Source organism: Streptomyces sp. HUAS ZL42 (genome assembly GCF_040782645.1).
Taxonomy (GTDB): Bacteria; Actinomycetota; Actinomycetes; order Streptomycetales; family Streptomycetaceae; genus Streptomyces.
The window spans coordinates 4836209-4853265 of the sequence record NZ_CP160403.1 but is presented as its reverse complement, the minus strand read 5'-3'; the positions used below and the strand labels follow the sequence as shown (position 1 = coordinate 4853265).

General features: G+C 71.2%; 16 protein-coding genes. 11 read left to right on the top strand and 5 right to left on the bottom strand.

All coding sequences use genetic code 11. The features are described 5' to 3' along the window. Positions 1-43: 43 nt before the first annotated feature. Both ABZO29_RS22285 and ABZO29_RS22280 read left to right on the top strand, forming a co-directional pair. Entirely contained in the window at positions 44-553 is a 510-nt protein-coding gene (locus ABZO29_RS22285; RefSeq protein WP_367321953.1) for a hypothetical protein, read from the top strand. Next, a complete protein-coding gene (locus tag ABZO29_RS22280; protein ID WP_367321952.1) occupies positions 550-783 on the top strand; it encodes a hypothetical protein in 234 nt (77 codons plus the stop codon). Before ABZO29_RS22285 ends, ABZO29_RS22280 begins: the two co-directional genes overlap by 4 nt. Positions 784-859: 76 nt before the next feature. Here ABZO29_RS22280 and ABZO29_RS22275 read toward each other — a convergent pair whose 3' ends face one another. Both ABZO29_RS22275 and ABZO29_RS22270 read right to left on the bottom strand, forming a co-directional pair. Further along, the gene (locus tag ABZO29_RS22275; RefSeq protein WP_367321951.1) at positions 860-3253 is read right to left on the bottom strand and encodes a non-reducing end alpha-L-arabinofuranosidase family hydrolase; all 2394 of its coding nucleotides are present in this window, start codon (positions 3251-3253) and stop codon (positions 860-862) included. 238 nt (positions 3254-3491) lie between these two features. Beyond that, positions 3492-4415: an NAD-dependent epimerase/dehydratase family protein gene (locus ABZO29_RS22270; RefSeq protein ID WP_367321950.1), complete on the bottom strand. Its 924-nt coding sequence runs from the start codon at positions 4413-4415 to the stop codon at positions 3492-3494. Between the two features lie 199 nt (positions 4416-4614). Between ABZO29_RS22270 and ABZO29_RS22265 the strand changes: the two genes are divergently transcribed. The 4 genes from ABZO29_RS22265 to ABZO29_RS22250 all read left to right on the top strand — a co-directional run bounded on the left by ABZO29_RS22265 (position 4615) and on the right by ABZO29_RS22250 (position 7925). After that, positions 4615-6081, top strand: a complete 1467-nt coding sequence (locus ABZO29_RS22265) for a DUF2252 domain-containing protein (RefSeq protein ID WP_367326198.1) — start codon at positions 4615-4617, stop codon at positions 6079-6081. A gap of 31 nt (positions 6082-6112) precedes the next feature. Continuing rightward, positions 6113-6583 carry a hypothetical protein gene (locus ABZO29_RS22260; protein WP_367321949.1) on the top strand — a complete coding sequence of 157 codons (471 nt, stop codon included), beginning with the start codon at positions 6113-6115 and terminating at the stop codon, positions 6581-6583. Between the two features lie 64 nt (positions 6584-6647). Continuing rightward, a complete protein-coding gene (locus tag ABZO29_RS22255; RefSeq protein WP_367321948.1) occupies positions 6648-7514 on the top strand; it encodes a J domain-containing protein in 867 nt (288 codons plus the stop codon). 81 nt (positions 7515-7595) lie between these two features. Further along, on the top strand, positions 7596-7925 hold the full coding sequence (locus tag ABZO29_RS22250) for a rhodanese-like domain-containing protein (RefSeq protein ID WP_367326197.1): 330 nt from the start codon (positions 7596-7598) through the stop codon (positions 7923-7925). A gap of 21 nt (positions 7926-7946) precedes the next feature. On the opposite strand, the gene ABZO29_RS22245 is transcribed toward ABZO29_RS22250, so the two are convergent. Beyond that, positions 7947-9080, bottom strand: coding sequence for an acyl-CoA dehydrogenase family protein (locus ABZO29_RS22245; RefSeq protein WP_367321947.1), 1134 nt, complete (start codon positions 9078-9080; stop codon positions 7947-7949). 342 nt (positions 9081-9422) lie between these two features. Here ABZO29_RS22245 and ABZO29_RS22240 point away from each other — a divergent pair, with 342 nt between their 5' ends. The 3 genes from ABZO29_RS22240 to ABZO29_RS22230 are packed head-to-tail and all read left to right on the top strand — an operon-like array spanning position 9423 to position 12296. Beyond that, on the top strand, positions 9423-10217 hold the full coding sequence (locus ABZO29_RS22240) for a DUF5819 family protein (RefSeq protein WP_367321946.1): 795 nt from the start codon (positions 9423-9425) through the stop codon (positions 10215-10217). Further along, a complete protein-coding gene (locus tag ABZO29_RS22235; protein ID WP_367321945.1) occupies positions 10214-11527 on the top strand; it encodes an HTTM domain-containing protein in 1314 nt (437 codons plus the stop codon). The genes ABZO29_RS22240 and ABZO29_RS22235 overlap by 4 nt, the downstream gene beginning before the upstream one ends. A gap of 10 nt (positions 11528-11537) precedes the next feature. Next, positions 11538-12296 (top strand): TrmH family RNA methyltransferase, encoded by a 759-nt coding sequence (locus ABZO29_RS22230; RefSeq protein WP_367321944.1) that lies wholly within the window; start codon positions 11538-11540, stop codon positions 12294-12296. 219 nt (positions 12297-12515) lie between these two features. On the opposite strand, the gene paaN is transcribed toward ABZO29_RS22230, so the two are convergent. After that, positions 12516-14207: a phenylacetic acid degradation protein PaaN gene (gene paaN, locus ABZO29_RS22225; protein ID WP_367321943.1), complete on the bottom strand. Its 1692-nt coding sequence runs from the start codon at positions 14205-14207 to the stop codon at positions 12516-12518. 161 nt (positions 14208-14368) lie between these two features. Here paaN and ABZO29_RS22220 point away from each other — a divergent pair, with 161 nt between their 5' ends. Together ABZO29_RS22220 and ABZO29_RS22215 are read left to right on the top strand one after the other, a co-directional pair. Further along, positions 14369-15883: a 3-hydroxyacyl-CoA dehydrogenase gene (locus ABZO29_RS22220; RefSeq protein WP_367321942.1), complete on the top strand. Its 1515-nt coding sequence runs from the start codon at positions 14369-14371 to the stop codon at positions 15881-15883. Beyond that, positions 15880-16470, top strand: coding sequence for a TetR/AcrR family transcriptional regulator (locus ABZO29_RS22215; protein ID WP_367321941.1), 591 nt, complete (start codon positions 15880-15882; stop codon positions 16468-16470). The genes ABZO29_RS22220 and ABZO29_RS22215 overlap by 4 nt, the downstream gene beginning before the upstream one ends. Positions 16471-16481: 11 nt before the next feature. On the opposite strand, the gene ABZO29_RS22210 is transcribed toward ABZO29_RS22215, so the two are convergent. Beyond that, positions 16482-16967 carry an Lrp/AsnC family transcriptional regulator gene (locus ABZO29_RS22210; protein WP_367326196.1) on the bottom strand — a complete coding sequence of 162 codons (486 nt, stop codon included), beginning with the start codon at positions 16965-16967 and terminating at the stop codon, positions 16482-16484. Positions 16968-17057 lie beyond the last annotated feature (90 nt).

The window sequence follows — 17057 nt, the reverse complement described above, 5'->3', positions numbered from 1 at the left end:
TGTCGCGGCACGAACCCGTTCCCCCGCCGCACGCTGACGTCGCATGGGCGGGGCGGCCCGGAGCAGACACTCCGGGCCGCCCCGCCCACGTCTCGACAGGACGACATACTCGCCCTCCGGCCTGATCAGGAACGTCTGGCCCTCCCGTACGGCAACTGACGACGGCCACCGGGGCGCCCGGAGGAACATCTCGTCGTCCAGCGGCGGTGACGGCTTCGCCGGCCGCACGGTCGACCCGCAGCACCCGGCCACGGTGATGGTCACCACCCTGGATCGCTGGTGGCCTTCCGACGAGCTCCACCGTTCGACCGACGGCGGCGCCACCTGGAAGACGCTCGGCGCGACCTCGGTGCGCAACGACTCCGCGGCGCCGTACGTGGGTACCGGCATCGGGCAATGGATGGGCGCGCCGGCCATCAACCCCTTCGACTCCGGGCAACGTCTGTACGGCACCGGATCGGGCATGTGGGACAGCACCGACGTGACCGCGGCGGACAGCGGGCGGGCGACGCACTGGATGGTTCCCCGGCCAAGGGCCTGGAGGAGACCGTGACGCTCGGACTGATCAAGCCTTCCGGCCTCCCGCTGATCAGCGCGCTCGGCGATGTCAGTGGGTTCCGGAACGACGACCTGACCAAGGTCCCCGCCAAGGCGCTGACCGGGCCGCGGTTCACCAACCCCACGGGCATCGACTTCGCCCAGGGGAAGGCGGAGTTCCTGGTGCGGGTCGGCCGCATTGACGCGCGGCACGGGCGGCGGTTCCGCGGCCGTCATCCGCGATGAAAGTCCACAAAAGAGAGGAACCCCAGCCCGACGCACGGCTGGGGTTCCTCGAGGTGGTGAGTGTCGATCAGGCGGGTCAGCGCTTCAGGGTGAGGATGCCGGGCCGGTACGGCAGCTTGTCGTAGGTGGTGTTCGGCGGTGTGTTGGGGGACTTGCCCTGGTAGAGGAACTGCAGGTTGCAGGGGTCGATGGTCATGGTCTGGTCGGGGTTGTTGCGGACCAGGTCGCCGTGGCTGATGTCGTTGGTCCAGGTGGCGCCGCTGTTGGCCTTGCCGGCGAAGGGGTTGCTCTCGCTTGCGGCCTGCGGGGTCCACGGACCGTTCAGGCTGGAGGCCGTGAACGAGCGGAAGTAGCGCTGCTCGCTCGCACCCCGCGCCTCGACGATCATGAGGTACTGGTTCTGGCCCTTGACCTTGTAGACCTGCGGCGCCTCGAACAGGTTCTTCACCGTGTCGCTCATGACCGTCGTGTACGACGAGCCGAAGTTGCCGGGGAAGTTCCCGATCGGCATGGTCGACTTGTAGATCTTGCCGTTGTCACCGGCGAAGAACAGGTACATGTTCTGGTCGTCGGCGATCAGGGTCTGGTCGATCGGGCCGGTGGGGGACTCGGTGCGGGGGATGCTGCCGGTGAACAGCGGCTGCGGCGCGGACCAGCCGTTGGGGTTGGTGGGGTCGCTGGAGGTGCGGTAGCTGAAGGGCCACGAACCCCACTGGTACGCCAGCACCCAGATGTTCTTGGGCGCGAAGTAGAACAGTGTGGGCGCCACCGCTTTCTGGCTCATGCCGGTCTGGCGGGCCGACGCCATGTCCGACCAGTTCGTGAAGGGGCTGAACGCCATGGAGCCGTAGGCCGATCCCGAGTAGTTCGTCCCGTAGACCAGGTGCTTGCCGTTGTACGTCACGTTGGTGAAGTCCTTCAACGAGGCCCACCCGTTCGCCGGCTGCGCCAGCGCGCCCGTCGAGGTCCACCGGTACGTCGACGGAAGAGCACACGTGTCGCTCTTCGGCGCCGCGGTCGGCTTGAAGTTCCAGTGCTGGTTGGCGCCGCCGCCGTTGGAGTCCCAGATCTGGACGGGAGTGCCGTTGGCGGTCCGACCGCCGGGGATCTCCAGCGCCCGGCCGCTGGCGACGTTGGTGAGCGTGTAGGAGCCGTCGCTGTTCCGGCTGGCCTTCCAGTGCTGGTGGGCGCCGCCGTTGGCGTCCCAGACCGTCATCCTCGTCCCGTTGGCCGTCTGGTTGACCGGCTCGTCCAGTACCCGGCCGCTGGCGACGTTGGTGAGCGTGTAGGAGCCGTCGCTGTTCCGGCTGGCTCGCCACTGCTGGTTGGAGGCGCCGCTGGCGTCCCACACCTGGAGCGGGGTGCCGTTGCCGTTCTGTCCCGCGGGCTCGTCGAGAACGCGTCCGGCGGCCGCGTTGGAGAGCGTGTAGACGGTGCCGGAGGTGATGCCCCCGGCCTGCGTGCCGCCGCTGCTGGTGCTGCCCAGGGCGGTGAGCACGGCGCTGTAGGCGGGCTTCTTGTTGCCGCCCGCGTCGAACAGCAGGGGGTTCTCACCGGTGCGCCAGGAGTCGCTGTCGCGGATGCCCCACACCGTGATGCCCGTGCAGCGAGCGACGTTGACGCAGGCCTTGACGGCGTTGGTGTACGCGGTGGCGGATGCCTGGGCGATGTCGAGTTCGGTTATCTGGACGTCCACGCCGAGCGCGGCGAAGTTGGACAGGGTGGTCTGGAAGCTGGCCGGCGGGCCGCCGGCGCCGAAGTGGCTCTGGAAGCCGACGCAGTCGATGGGCACGCCGCGGGACTTGAAGTCCTTGACCATGCGGTAGACGCCCTGGGTCTTGGCGTCGGACCAGTTCTCGATGTTGTAGTCGTTGTAGCAGAGCTTGGCCGAGGAGTCGGCGTTCCGGGCGGTGCGGAAGGCCTCCTCGATGAACCCGTCGCCCAGCACGTCCTGGAACACCGAGCTGCGGTGCCGGCCGCCGCCGCCGTCGGCGAACGCCTCGTTGACCACGTCCCAGGCGTAGATCTTGCCCTTGTAGTGGGTCATCTCGGTGGTGATGTGGTTCTTCATCACACTGCGCAGGGTGTTGGCGTCGGTGATGGAGCGGACCCAGCCGGGCAACTGGGAGTGCCAGACCAGGGTGTGGCCGCGCATTCGCTGGCCGTGCGCGGAGGCGTGGCTGACGATCGAGTCGGCGGCGGCGAAGTTGAACGACCCGCGGGAGGGTTCGATGGCGTCCCACTTCATCTCGTTCTCCGGGGTGATCATCTTGAATTCCCGGTCGAGAATGGTGGAGTACGCCGAGTCCCCGAGCCTGCCCGTGGCCACTGCCGTGCCGAAGTAGCGGCCGCTGCCGGCCGCTGCTTCGGCGGCCGTGGTCGGCGTGCGGGCCTCCGGCGTGCGTGCGGCGAGGGCGACCAGCGGTACGGCAGCACCCGCGGCGGCGAGAGCCACGGCGGCGGCGAGCACGCGGCGGGTTGCCGGAGGACGGCGATGAGAGCGGTTTTGATCTGGCAACGGCTTGTCCTTCTGGCGCAGTGGGCCTTGGTCTGGGACCCAGTTACGTGCCAGTTGCCGCCACGCATACAAAGGTTGCCGTGATCGGGGAGGGCTTTTGGCAGGAGTCGTCCTTGGCGTCCCGTCCGCCGGTGGCGTGGTTGTACTGGTCGGCGAAGGCTGGTGTTTCACGTGAAACAGCGGTGGCCGGTCAGATGCTGCCCAGGGCCCGGCGGTACCAGGGCGCCACGCGTGCGAAGTCGGTGGTGAAGGCGGGGCCGGGGTCGATGCGGAGGTCGGTCCAGATCGGGGAGCTGTCGAAGAAGTGATCGGTCGTCAGCATGTCGAGGGCGGAGGTTCCTTGACCCTGTTCTTCGAGACTCCTGCGCGCCTGGTCCACCGTGAGATCTTCTTCCGGCCAGGGGATGTCAGTGCATGCGGCGGCGGTGCGAAGCAGCGTCTCCACGGTGACGGGCTCCGGGTGGGCGGCGTGGTAGACGTTTGCGGTCAGGTCCGTGGCGGGGGCGAGCGCGGTCGCCATCAGGAGCCGGGCGAGGGCGGTGACCGATATCAGTGACGTCTTGGACGTCCAGCCCGCCACGGTGCCGGGCAGGTTGCGCAGGAGCCGGGTGATGCCCGGGACCACCCAGGCGTCGCCCTCCCCGTAGACGAGATGCGGCCGCAGCACGACCCCACCGCCGGCGAGGACGGCGTCCTCGGCGGCCGCGCGGGTGCGGGAGGTGGGTGAGCCGGGGTTGCGGGTGAGGTCTTCGGGGAGGCTGCCCCGGAAGGTGCCGCGGCTGTAGACGGACGCCGTGCTCAGCTGGACGATGCGGGAGACGCCCGCGCGGGCCGCCTCCGCGACCAGGGCGGCGGTGCCGCGGGCGTTGACGGCCTCGTTGGCCTCGTCGGTGCCGCCTATCTGTGCGGCGCAGTGGATCAGGACGTCGACCCCGTCGCACACCCCGCGCAGCGACTCGGGATCCGAAAGATCGGCGCGGACGACTGAGCGACCGGGGCCCTCGAGCGGCCGGCGGTGCGACATGAGCCGTACCTCGGCCTGCCCGCGCTGTGCCTCACGCGTGACGTGGGTGCCGACGAACCCTGTGGCGCCGGTGATCAGGAGGGTGGGCATACGGCACTGTCCCATGCGATGGTTCGGGCGTTCTCGCGAGGGTTTTCCACAGCAGTGGAGTTGTCCACAGGGTCTGACGCGTTTCGGCCACCGGCTGTACGGTCTGCACGAGTTGATGTTCGCGTCGGATTCGGTGCTGAAGTCGGCGTTCGTGTCCGTATTGAAGTTCGTGCGTATGTGCGAGGGGGAGGCGGTCGACATGACCGAGGTCGGCGCGGCAGTGGGGGATTCTGGAGGGTCGGACTCCGGAGTGACGGGCGCCGGGGCGGACGTGGGTCCGGTGCGTCGGCTTCCCCGGGTCCGGGGCTTCTCCGAGTGGCCCCCGGCGGGCTCGCCCAAGGAGGAGGGCAGGGCGCTGCGCAGCAAGGTGTCCCGCAGGGGGCATGCCGCCCTCGACCTGGACGGCTCCCGCCCGGACGCCGTCGCGGCGGTCGAGGAGTCCAACCGGGGCAGAATCCCCGAGCTCACGCCGATAAGGGTCGGCAGGATGGCGGCCACGCCGTTCGCGTTCCTGCGCGGCTCGGCGGGCCTCATGGCGTACGACCTGGCCCGCACCCCCATGACCCGGATCCGCGCCCAGATCTGTGGCGACGCGCACGCGGCCAACTTCGGTCTGTACGCCGACGCCCGCGGCGGCCTGGTCATCGACCTGAACGACTTCGACGAGACGGTCCACGGTCCCTGGGAGTGGGACCTGAAGCGGCTCGCCGCCTCCCTCGTGCTGGCGGGCCGGGAGGCCGGCGCGGACGAGGACACCTGCCGCCGGGCGGCGCACGGGGCGGTGGGCTCCTACCGCCGCACCATGCGGCTGCTGGCCAAGCTCCCGGCCCTGGACGCGTGGAACGCCATCGCGGACGAGGAGCTCGTGTCCCACACCGACGCCCACGACCTGGTCGGCACGCTGGCACGGGTCTCGGAGAAGGCGCGGGCCAACACCAGCGGGCGCTTCGCCGCGAAGTCGACCGAGGCCACCGAGGACGGCGGGCGCCGCTTCCTGGACGCCCCGCCGGTGCTGCGGCGCGTCCCGGACGCGGACGCCGCGGCGGTGGCCGCCTCTCTGGAGCAGTACCTGACCACGCTCGCCGAGGACCGCCACCCCCTGCTGTCCCGCCACGCGGTGCACGATGTCGCCTTCCGCATCGTCGGCACGGGCAGCGTGGGCACCCGGTCGTACGTCGTCCTGCTGCTGGACCACCGCGGTGAGCCGCTGATCCTCCAGGTGAAGGAGGCACGGCCGTCCGCCCTGGTGCCACACCTGGTGAGCGCGGGCTTCGAGGCGCCGGAGACGGACCACGAGGGGCGCCGGGTGGTGCTCGGCCAGAAGCGCATGCAGGTCGTCAGCGACATCCTGCTGGGCTGGACGACGGTCGACGGACGGCCCTTCCAGGTACGGCAGTTCCGCAACCGCAAGGGCAGCGTCGACCCGGCAGCGCTCGCCGCCGACCAGATCGACGACTACGGCCGCATGACCGGTGCGCTGCTGGCCCGCGCCCACTCCCACAGCGCCGACCCGCGTCTGGTCGCCGGCTACTGCGGCAAGAACGAGGAACTGGACGAGGCCATCGCCGCGTTCGCCGTCGCCTACGCCGACCGCACGGAAGCGGACCACGCGGATCTGGTCGCGGCGGTGCGGGCGGGGCGGATCGCGGCGGAGATGGGGGTGTGAGGGGCATGGTGCTCCTGGCGTGGTGCGTGCGATGAAGTACGTGGATCTCGACGGAGAGGTCGGTGGGCCGGCCGGTGTCATCGATCCGCGGCCCTATCTGGAGCGACTGCCCCTCCTGGCGGAGCAGCTGCCGCCGGGGGCGCGTGCCTTCGCCACCGCCCCCGGGCACTACGACTTCTCCGGCAAGCGGTGTGTGAAGGACCTCAAACCGCAGGCGGTACGCCGGAGCGGTGACGACGAGATCGAGATCCGCTTCGGTCACAACTGCCGGCAGCACGACGAGGACCTGCTCATCCGGTACACGGGCATCTCGCGGTTCCAGGTGGACGTCCTGGACGTCTGTGACGTGGCGGCCCTCGGGGACGTGATCCTCGACGAGGTGCTCCCGCACGCCGAGGGCTGCACCCACGAGATCGCCTGCCGGCCGGGGACGCTGGTCGTGGCCTGCCGGGACCTGCGGGCGGAGTGGGTCGTGGCGGACTGCCCCGAGCTCGGTCGGTGAGATGGGCGGGCAGGGGGAGGAGTTCGGGAGCGGGCCCGGGCGGGCGGTGGCCTACGCTGGTCGGGTGACGAGCCCGGAAGCTGAGCAGGAGGGTGTCGCCGGTGGGACCCGGGCGACGCCCGAGGACGGTGCGCCCCGGCCCGAGGAGCGACTGGAGCGGGCCGTGCGGGCCGCCGAGCAGGCGCTGATCGAGTACGAGATCGCGGTGGAGACCTTCCGTATCGAGGTCGAGAACTTCTCGCGTCTGCACCACCAGAAGCTCGGCCCGATGTACGCCCGGCTCGACGAGCTGGAGGCACAGATCGCGGAGGCCAGGGCCGCCCGCACCGGCGACGCCGAGGATGTGCGCAAGGCGGACGAGGCCCGGGCCCGGGTGCTGCCCATGCCCGGCGTCGAGGAGCTGTTCCACGGCTGGATGGACGGCGACGGACTGTTTCCGGAGGCCGCGGCGATGCTCACGGACCAACCGGTACGGCCCCCACAGCGGGTGCGCCCCAGCGACGAGGCCCGCAAGCTCTACCGGGAGCTGGCCCGCAAGGCCCACCCCGATCTGGCGCAGGACGAGGGCGAGCGGGCGCGGCGCGAGGAGTTCATCACGCGCGTCAACGCCGCCTACGGCCGTGGCGACGAGGCCATGCTGCGCGAGCTCGCCGAGGAGTGGGCCGCGGGGCCGGCGCCCGAGGAGCGGGGTCCGAGCCGCAGCGAGGAGCTCTACGCCCGTCTCGAGTGGCTCGCCCAGCGCAAGGAACTGCTCACGCTGGTCGCGCGGGAGCTGGAGGAGAGTGCGATCGGCGCGATGCTCCGCCTGGCCCCGGACGACCCCGACCGTCTCCTGGACGAGATCGCCGACCAGCTCCTGGCGCAGGTCGCCGAGCGGGAGGCGGAACTGGCGGAGGAGCTGCGGCAGGATCCGCCGCCGGAAGAGGCCTAGGCCGGCCCTAGGCCTGCCCTGGGCCTTCTTCGGGCCGGGGTCGTGTCGGGTAGCGTCGGAGGCATGCATTTTGGAGCTGGTGTGCCCACGGTCGAGGTCACGGACCTCAAGGACGACGACTTCCTGCTGGACGTCCGTGAGGACGACGAGTGGCAGGCGGGTCACGCCGAAGGGGCGCTGCACATCCCCATCAGTGAGTTCGTCGCCCGGTACGGCGAGCTGACCGAGGCCGCGCCGCAGGACGGCCGCGTCCATGTGATCTGCCGTTCCGGCGGCCGTTCGGCCCAGGTCGCGATGTACCTCGTCCAGCAGGGCATCGACGCCGTGAACGTGGACGGGGGCATGCAGGTGTGGGCGGCAGCGGGCCGGCCCGTGGTGACCGACGAAGGCCAGTCCGGCTACGTCCTCTGAGCGCACCGAGCATCGCGGCCCTCAGCTCAGCGGGTGAGCCGCGAGCAGGTCCCCCAGCGCCTCCTCGTGTGCCGCGGCCGGGCCGAGCGACAGCTCCAGGTGTTTGGCCCAGGCGTGGTAGCGGTGCAGCGGGTAGTCGACGTCCGCGCCGAATCCGCCGTGCAGATGCTGTGCCGTCTGCACGGTCCGCCGTACGCCCTCCGCCGCCCAGATCTTGGCGACGGCCACGTCCCCGGAGGCGGGCAGCGCACCCTGCGTCCCGGAGCCGATCCGCCACGCGGCCTGCCACAGGGTGGCCTCCATCGCTCGCAGGTCGATGTAACGGTCGGCGGCCTGCACGGCGACGGCCTGGAAGGTGGCGACGGGGTGCCCGAACTGCTCCCGTTTGCTCGTGTACTCCCCGGTCATCCGCAGGACCTGCTCACCCACCCCGAGCGCCAGCGCACACGTCCCCGTGGCCAGGAGCTCCCGCAGCCACTCCCACGCCCCGTCGGCGTCGATGACGTCCCGGTCCGCGACCCGCGCGGACTCCAGCCGCAGCTCGCCGAGCCGCTCGCCGCTGGTGGACGTCTGCTCGGCGAGTTCGGCCCTGTCGTGGCCGCGGGCGACCAGGGCGAGGACGCTGCGGTCGTCGCCGGTGTGCGCGGGTACGAGGACGAAGTCGGCGTCGTACGCCCAGGGCACCGCGGTCTGCACCCCGTCCAGCACCCACACGTCGCCTTCCTGCCGTGCGGTCACGGCCAGTTCAGCCGGGTCGTGGCCGGTGCGGCCGTGCGCGGCGACGGTCAGCACGACCTCGCCGCGGCCCGCCCGGGCGAGCAGCGAGGACCTCAGCTCCGGGCCGCCGTAGGCCTGTACGGCCGCGGCGGCCGCGCTGTTCTCCAGCAGCGGCACCCGGGCCAGCACCTTCGCCGACTCGCGCAGCACCAGGCACAGCGCGATGGGGTCGAGGCCCGCCCCGCCGGCCTCCTCATCGAGCAGCAGGCTCAGCAGGTCCGCCTCGGCGAGCCTGGCCCACAGCGCACGGTCGAAGTGGTCGGCGACGGCTCCCCTGGTGAGCGCCGGGCTGGGGACACCGTCGGGCGCGACCCCGGCGAACACCCCCCGTGCCGCCTCGGCCGCCGCCTGCTGCTCCTCGGTGAAGGTGAAGTCCACGGTCCCGCCCTCCCACACGCACACCGGCCCGATGCCTGATCTGACGGATCGTCAAGATAGAACAGGTTCTAGAAGAAGGGAACGGTGTGCGGCGGCTCGGGCGAGGGGCTGTCGTAAGGTGTCACCCGCTGTGGACGACCCGCGGGCCGGTGCTGTGGACAACCTCCCGGATGTGGACAAACGGGCCGCGGTGCGTACCGTGCCGGACCGGCGGGGGCTGTGCCGGGCGGGTGGGCCTGAGTACCGTTCCGTGCGAGCGCCGCACGGCGGTGCTCCGGGGCGGTGCGGCGCCTCACGGCCGGGCAGCCGGACGACGGACCGGAATCGGGGAGACGGGGCGGAATGGAAGCGCACGGCGGAACGGAGGCCAGCGAGGGGGGCGCGGACGCCCCGCGTGGGCCGGACGCACCCGCGACCCCACCCGAGGCCCGGGTCGGCGCAGAGTCCGCCGCGGCTGTGCAGCCCCCTGGCGCGCCCCAGACCCAACCCCGTACCGGAGTCGCCGCCCTCTCCCCCCGCTACCAGATCGGCGCCGCCCTGGCGCTCGCGGTCGTCGCGATCACCGTCTGTGTGCACATAGGCATGGTGTTTCTGCACGTCGCGCCGTCGAACACGATCACCAAGAAGCACGGCAAGGCGATCGACGACTGGATCTATCCGGAGTTCGAGCAGAACTGGAAGCTGTTCGCGCCGAACCCGCTGCAGCAGAACATCGCGGTCGAGGTCCGCGCCGACGTCCGCTCGGCGGACGGAGAGATCCGCACCACCGGCTGGTACGACCTGTCCGCCGCGGACGGCCGGGCCATAGACGGCAATCTGCTGCCCAGCCACACCCAGCAGAACGAACTGCGCCGCGCCTGGGACTTCTTCTCCGGGACGCACGGCAACGACAACCGCCCGGTGGGCCTGCGCGGCGCCCTGTCGGAGACGTATCTGCGCCGCATCGTGGTGATGCGCCTCGACCGGCTGGACGCGGCCGGCGAGGGCGGCGTCGTCGAGCGGGTACAGGTGCGCTCCCGCACCACCAGCGTGCCCCCGCCCGACTGGAGCGGGGAGCGGATATCGCTCAAGCCGGTGTACCGCCTGCTGTCCTGGTGGTCGGTTCCGGCGGACGAGGCCCGGGGAGGCGCGCAGTGAACCGGTTCTCCCTGTCGGTCTCCGCCGGCATCGCCCGAGTCACCGAGTCGGCCCTCGGGCCGTACCAGACGGCGGTGGTCCGCATCGGTCTCAGCGCCACCTGGCTGCTGTTCCTGCTGCGCGAGTTCCCGCACCGCCAGGAGCTGTACGGCCCCGACGGCCCGTGGAGCTTCGGCCTGGCCCAGCAGCTGATCGGGACGAACGGCGCCTTCACGGTCCTGATGTGGTCCGACGGCCAGGTCTGGTTCGAGGCCGTGTACGCCCTCGCCGTCCTGTCGAGCCTGCTGCTTCTGCTGGGCTGGCGCACCCGCACGATGTCCGTGCTTTTCATGGTGGGCGTGCTGTCGCTGCAGAACCGCAGCGTCTTCATGGGCGACGGCGGCGACAACGTCCTGCATCTGATGTCCCTCTACCTCCTGTTCACGCGCTGCGGCCGGGTGTGGTCGCTGGACGCGCGGCGCGAGCGGCTCGCGGATACGGCACGCGCGCGTGGGGAGCGGGTGGCGGACCGGGTCGGCCCGGTCCTGTGGGCCGTGTTCGGCCTCCTCCTGCTCGTCGCCACCGTGACCGGGAAGCTCGGCGCGGACTGGCTCACGGACGCCGACGATTCCGGGCGGCCGAAGGCGGTCGGCATCGTGCTGGCCCTGGCGGCGGGCATCGGCGGTCACGGGCTGCTGCCGACGATCCTTTGGGGCGCATGGGCGGCGCAGGGTCTGTGGTGGTTCGTCGGGCGCCGTGCGAAGACCGCCGAACCGCGGATCCTGCTCGACGTGATCGCCAACATCATGCACAACGGCGCCCTGCTCGTGATCATGGCCGAGGCGTGTCTGATCTACGCCACGGCAGGCTGGTACAAGATCCAGGGTTCGCGCTGGCAGGACGGCACCGCGGTCTACTACCCCCTGCACCTCGACTACTTCACGCCCTGGCCCGCCCTCGCCGACCTGCTGACGATCAGCGGCACCATGGTCCTGGTCGTGACCTACGGCACGGTGGCCGCGCAGGTCGCCTTCCCGTTCACGCTGTTCAACCGGCGGGTCAAGAACGTCCTGCTGGCGGTGATGATGACCGAGCACGCCGTGATCGCGGTGGTCCTCGGGCTGCCGTTCTTCTCGCTGGCGATGATCGCCGCGGACTCCGTCTTCCTGCCCACGCCGTTCCTGCGCCGTCTGGGCGACCTGGCCGCACGCGCGCGTGGGCGGGCACTTCGGCGGCTGCAATCGCGCGGTGACCGTACGCCGCTGCCCGCCCCGCGCGCCCCCGAGGACGCCGGGCACACGCCCGTGGGGACTCCGAGCACGCGCACGTAGGCTTCACGGCATGACCGCCCCCGATCCCGTGAGCGCCTGGCGACGGCTCGCCAGCACCTGTGTACTGCTCGACGGCTTCCACGCCCTCAAGCACGCCGTGCGCTTCGGGGCGGAGGTGCCGGTGGCGGTCGCGGCCGACCGGCGGGCCGCGCTCGCCCTGGCCGACGAGCTGGCACCCGACGTACGGGACACGCTGGACGCGCTCCTGGCCGAGATCCCGGAGGCGACATACACGTCCCTCGTGCCGCGCCCGCACCCCACCGCGGTGGCCGCACTGGCCGTACGTCCCTCACGCGCGGCCCATCTGGAGAAGCTGCGGCACATCCCCCGCTCGGCCCCCGTCGTGGTCCTCGACAACCCGCGCAACCTGGGCAACGCGGGTGCCGTGATCCGCCTGGCCGCCGGATTCGGTGCGACCGGTGTCGTCACCACCGGCACCCTCGACCCCTGGCACCCGACGGTCGTACGCGGCGGGGCGGGCCTGCACTTCGCGACCGCCGTGGAGCGGCTCGCCGTCGACGAGCTGCCGCCCGGGCCGGTGTTCGCGCTCGACCCGGAGGGCGACGACATCCGGGGCGTCAAGCTCCCGGACGACGCCCTCCTCGCCTTCGGTTCGGAGCGCAGCGGCCTTTCGGCCGAACTACGCGCGCGTGCCGACCATTTGCTGTCCCTGCCGATGCGCCCCCAGGTCTCCAGCTACAACCTCGCGACCAGCGTGGCCATGACGCTGTACCACTGGAGCGCGACCGGGGGCGCGCCGGCGTCCTGAGGGAGCGTGGTGACGACCGGCAGGTGCATGCCCGCATGCCCAGCGGATCATGCCGCAGACGCGGGACCTGGCACGCCCATCTGCCGCGTTGTCGTCGGTCGCCGACTCCCCCATCGTGTCGGCTCCCTCCTCCGCCCCGCAACCGGACGCACCGGGCCCCGCTCACCCGCGCTGATCAGATGCCGCTGCTTTCCTGCGACTTGATCCGCCGGACGGGCCCTAAGCCTCCCGGCGGACCTCGATCACCCGGAAGCGGTTGGCCACGAACGCCCCGTCCGTGAGTGCCGAGTTGGCCGCCGGGTTGCCGCCCGAGCCGTGGAAGTCGGAGAAGGCGGCGGTCTGGTTGACGTACACCCCGCCGGTGAGGTTCAGCGACAGCTGGGCCGCCTCCTCGAGGCAGACCTCCTGGACGATCCGCTCGACCTCCTCGTCGGTGGTGTACGCGCCGACCGTCATCGCCCCCTTCTCGCGGACCGTCCGCCGCAGCAGCTCCACCGCGTGGGTCGCCGAGTCGACCGCGACGGCGAAGGAGACGGGGCCGAAGCACTCGCTCATGTAGGCGGCCTCGTCGTCCGGCTTGGCGCCGTCCAGCTTGACGATCACCGGAGTGCGGACCACCGCGTCCGGGTACTCCGGGTTGGCGACCTCCCGGGAGGCGAGGGCGACTTCGCCGAGTCCCGAAGCGGCCTCAAGACGGGCCTTGACGTCGGGGTTGACGATGGCGCCGAGCAGGGCGTTCGCGCGCGCGTCGTCGCCGAGGAGGCCGTCGACGGAGCGGGCGAGGTCGGCGACCACCTCGTCGAAGGTCCTGGGACCCTCGTCGGTGCGGATGCCGTCGCGGGGGATCAGCAGGTTCTGCGGGGTGGTGCACATCTGGCCGCTGTACAGCGACAGCGAGAAGGCCAGGTTGGACAGCATGCCCTTGTAGTTGCCCGTCGACTCCACGACCACCGTGTTGACGCCGGCCTTCTCCGTGTAGACCTGCGCCTGGCGGGCGTTGGCCTCCAGCCAGTCGCCGAACACGGTCGAACCCGTGTAGTCGATGATCCGGATCTCGGGGCGCATGGCGAGCGTCTTGGCGATGCCCTCGCCGGGCCGCTCGGCGGCCAGCGCGACCAGGTTCGCGTCGAAGCCGGCCTCGGCGAGCACCTCGCGCGCGACCTGCACGGTCAGCGCGAGCGGCAGCACCGCGCGCGGGTGGGGCTTGACGAGGACCGCGTTGCCGGTGGCCAGCGACGCGAAGAGGCCCGGATAGCCGTTCCAGGTCGGGAAGGTGTTGCAGCCGATGACAAGTGCGATGCCCCTGGGGACGGGCGTGAACTGCTTGGTGAGCGCCAGCGGGTCGCGCTTGCCCTGCGGCTTGGTCCACTCGGCCGTGTCGGGCGTGCGGACCTGCTCCACGTACGCGTACGCCACCGCCTCCAGGCCGCGGTCCTGCGCGTGCGGGCCGCCAGCCTGGAACGCCATCATGAAGGCCTGGCCCGAGGTGTGCATGACCGCGTGCGCGAACTCGTGCGTCCGGTCGCTGATCCGCTTGAGGATCTCCAGACAGACCACCGCGCGCATCTCCGCGCCCGCGTCCCGCCACTCCCGCTGCCCCGACTTCATGGCGGGCAGCAGCACGTCGATGTCCGCGTGCGGGTACTCGACGCCCAGTTCGATGCCGTACGGCGAGACCTCGCCGCCCACCCAGTCGTCCGTGCCGGGCTGGCCGAGGTCGAGGCGGTTGCCCAGAAGGGCGTCGAAGGCGGCCCTGCCCGCCGCGGCGTCCAGGCTGCCGTTCTCGCCGTAGGCCTTCGGATGCTCGGGGTGCGGGGACCAGTACGCGCGTGTACGGATCGCTTCCAGCGCCTGGTCGAGGGTGGGCCGATGCTTGGCGATCAGGTCGTGCGTGGTCAGTTCGGCGGCCATGCGGGACCAACTCCTCGTTTCAAGAAACTCTTCGTTGAGCTCATGACCTGGGCGGAACCATGGGCAGGAACGGGTGGACAGAGTTAGAGTAACCGAACGATCGGTCGGGACAAGGGGGCCTGCCGCATCTGTGGAAAACCCCGTGCGGGAGGATCGCGCACATGACAGCACTCGACCTCAGCAGCCCCGTGGCCGTGGTCGGCACCGGCACCATGGGCCAGGGCATCGCCCAGGTCGCGCTGGTGGCGGGCCATCCCGTACGGCTGTACGACGCCCTCCCGGGGCGGGCCCGGGAAGCGGCGGCCGCGATCGGCGCACGCCTCGACCGGCTCGTCGAGAAGGACCGGCTCACGGGGGCCGACCGGGACGCGGCACGCGCCCGGCTCACGCCCGCCGAGAGCCTCGCCGACCTTGCGGACTGCGCACTGGTCGTCGAGGCCGTCCTGGAGCGGCTGGACGTCAAACAGGAGCTGCTGCGCGAGCTGGAGGGCATCGTCGCCGAGGACTGCCTGCTCGCCACCAACACCTCGTCGCTGTCGGTGACCGCCATCGGCGGCGTCCTGCGCAACCCCGGCCGATTCGTGGGCCTGCACTTCTTCAACCCCGCCCCGCTGCTGCCGCTGGTCGAGGTCGTCTCCGGGTTCGCCACCGACGTCACGTCGGCCACGCGCGCGTACGAGACGGCCCGCGCCTGGGGGAAGAGCCCGGTCGCCTGCGCCGACACCCCCGGCTTCATCGTCAACCGCATCGCGCGGCCCTTCTACGGCGAGGCATTCGCGGTGTACGAGGCCCAGGGCGCCGACCCCGCCACGATCGACGCGGTCCTGCGTGAGTCGGGCGGCTTCCGGATGGGCGCCTTCGAGCTGACCGACCTCATCGGGCAGGACGTCAACGAGTCCGTCACGCACTCCGTGTGGCAGTCCTTCTTCCAGGACGTGCGCTTCACGCCGTCGCTCGCCCAGCGGCGGCTGGTGGAGTCGGGGCGGCTCGGCCGCAAGAGCGGACAGGGCTGGTACGACTACTGTGAGGGTGCCGAGCGCTCCGAGCCGCACACCGCGGAGCAGGCCCGGCCGCCCGCGTACGTGGTCGCCGAGGGTGACCTGGGCCCCGCCTCCGAACTGCTCGCCCTGATCCGCGAGGCGGGCATCCAGGTCCGCGAGGAGGAAGAGGACCACGGCACCCGCCTGGTGCTGCCCGGCGGCGGCCAGTTGGCGCTCGCCGACGGCCAGACCTCGGTCGAGTTCCGGGACGTCGTCTACTTCGACCTCGCCCTCGACTACCGCAGGGCCACCCGGATAGCCCTGTCCGCATCCCAGGACACCTCCCCGCACACCCTCGCCGAGGCCACCGGCCTCTTCCAGGCGCTCGGCAAGGCCGTCAGCGTCATCGGTGACGTCCCCGGCATGATCGTCGCCCGCACGGTGGCGCGGATCGTCGACCTGGCGCACGACGCCGTCGCCAAGGGCGTGGCCACGGAGGAGGACATCGACACCGCGATGCGCCTGGGCGTGAACTACCCGCTCGGTCCCTTCGAGTGGAGTCGCAGGCTCGGCCGCGGCTGGGCCTGCGCCCTCCTCGACGACCTGCACCAGCGCGACCCCTCCGGCCGCTATGCGCCGTCCCTCGCGCTCTACCGCCACGCGTACGCCACCGAGAAGCGGGAGGGCACCCCATGACGACCGCCAAGCGCGACACCTACACCCCGGAGACACTGCTGTCCGTCGCGGTCCAGGTCTTCAACGATCGCGGCTACGACGGCACCTCCATGGAGCACCTCTCCAAGGCGGCCGGCATCTCCAAGTCGTCGATCTACCACCACGTCACGGGCAAGGAGGAGCTGCTGCGGCGCGCGGTGAGCCGGGCACTGGACGGCCTGTTCGGGATCCTCGAGGAGGAGCACGCGCGCGTGGGGCATGCCGCCGAGCGCCTGGAGTACGTCGTGCGGCGCATGGTCGAGGTGCTCATCGCCGAACTGCCGTACGTGACGCTGCTGCTGCGCGTGCGCGGCAACACGGACACCGAGCGGTGGGCCCTGGAGCGGCGCCGCGACTTCGACCACCGGGTGGCCGAGCTGCTGAAGGCGGCCGCCGCCGAGGGGGACGTGCGCGGCGACGTCGAGGTGCGCCTCGCCACCCGGCTGGTCTTCGGAATGATCAACTCGATCGTCGAGTGGTACCGGCCGGACGGGCGCGGCATGAACGAGCGCGAAGTGGCGGACGCGGTGGTGCAGTTGGTGTTCGGAGGACTGCGCCAGTCCGGGTGACGGGGCAGGCCTCACCCCTGCGGTTCCAGGTCCTCCTCCTCGAACACCAGCAGCGTGCGTGTGCTGAGCACCTCGGGGATCGCCTGGAGCCGGGTGAGCACCAGCTCGCGCAGCGCCCGGTTGTCGGGCGTGTGCACCAGGAGCAGTACGTCGAAGTCGCCACCCACCAACGCGATGTGGGCGGCGCCGGGGAGCCGGACGAGCTGTTCGCGCACCGTGCGCCAGGTGTTCTGGACGATCTTCAACGTGATGTACGCCGAGGTGCCCTGGCCTGCGCGTTCGTGGTCGACGCGGGCGCCGAAACCGCGGATGACGCCGTCCTCGACGAGCCGGTTGATCCGGGCGTAGGCGTTGGCGCGCGAGACGTGGACCCGTTCGGCGACCGACCGTATCGAGGCCCTGCCGTCCACCTGCAGCATCCGCAGGATGTCCTGATCAATGGCGTCCAGCGGGCGGGAGGGCGGCAGGGCCGAGTCGGCTTCCGGGCCCTCGGCCATTTGTTCAGATGCCATGTCCCCCCGCCTCTCTACCATGGACGTACTGCGTTCATTGGAGGTTGTGGAGAACCGTTTGTCCACAGCGCTGAG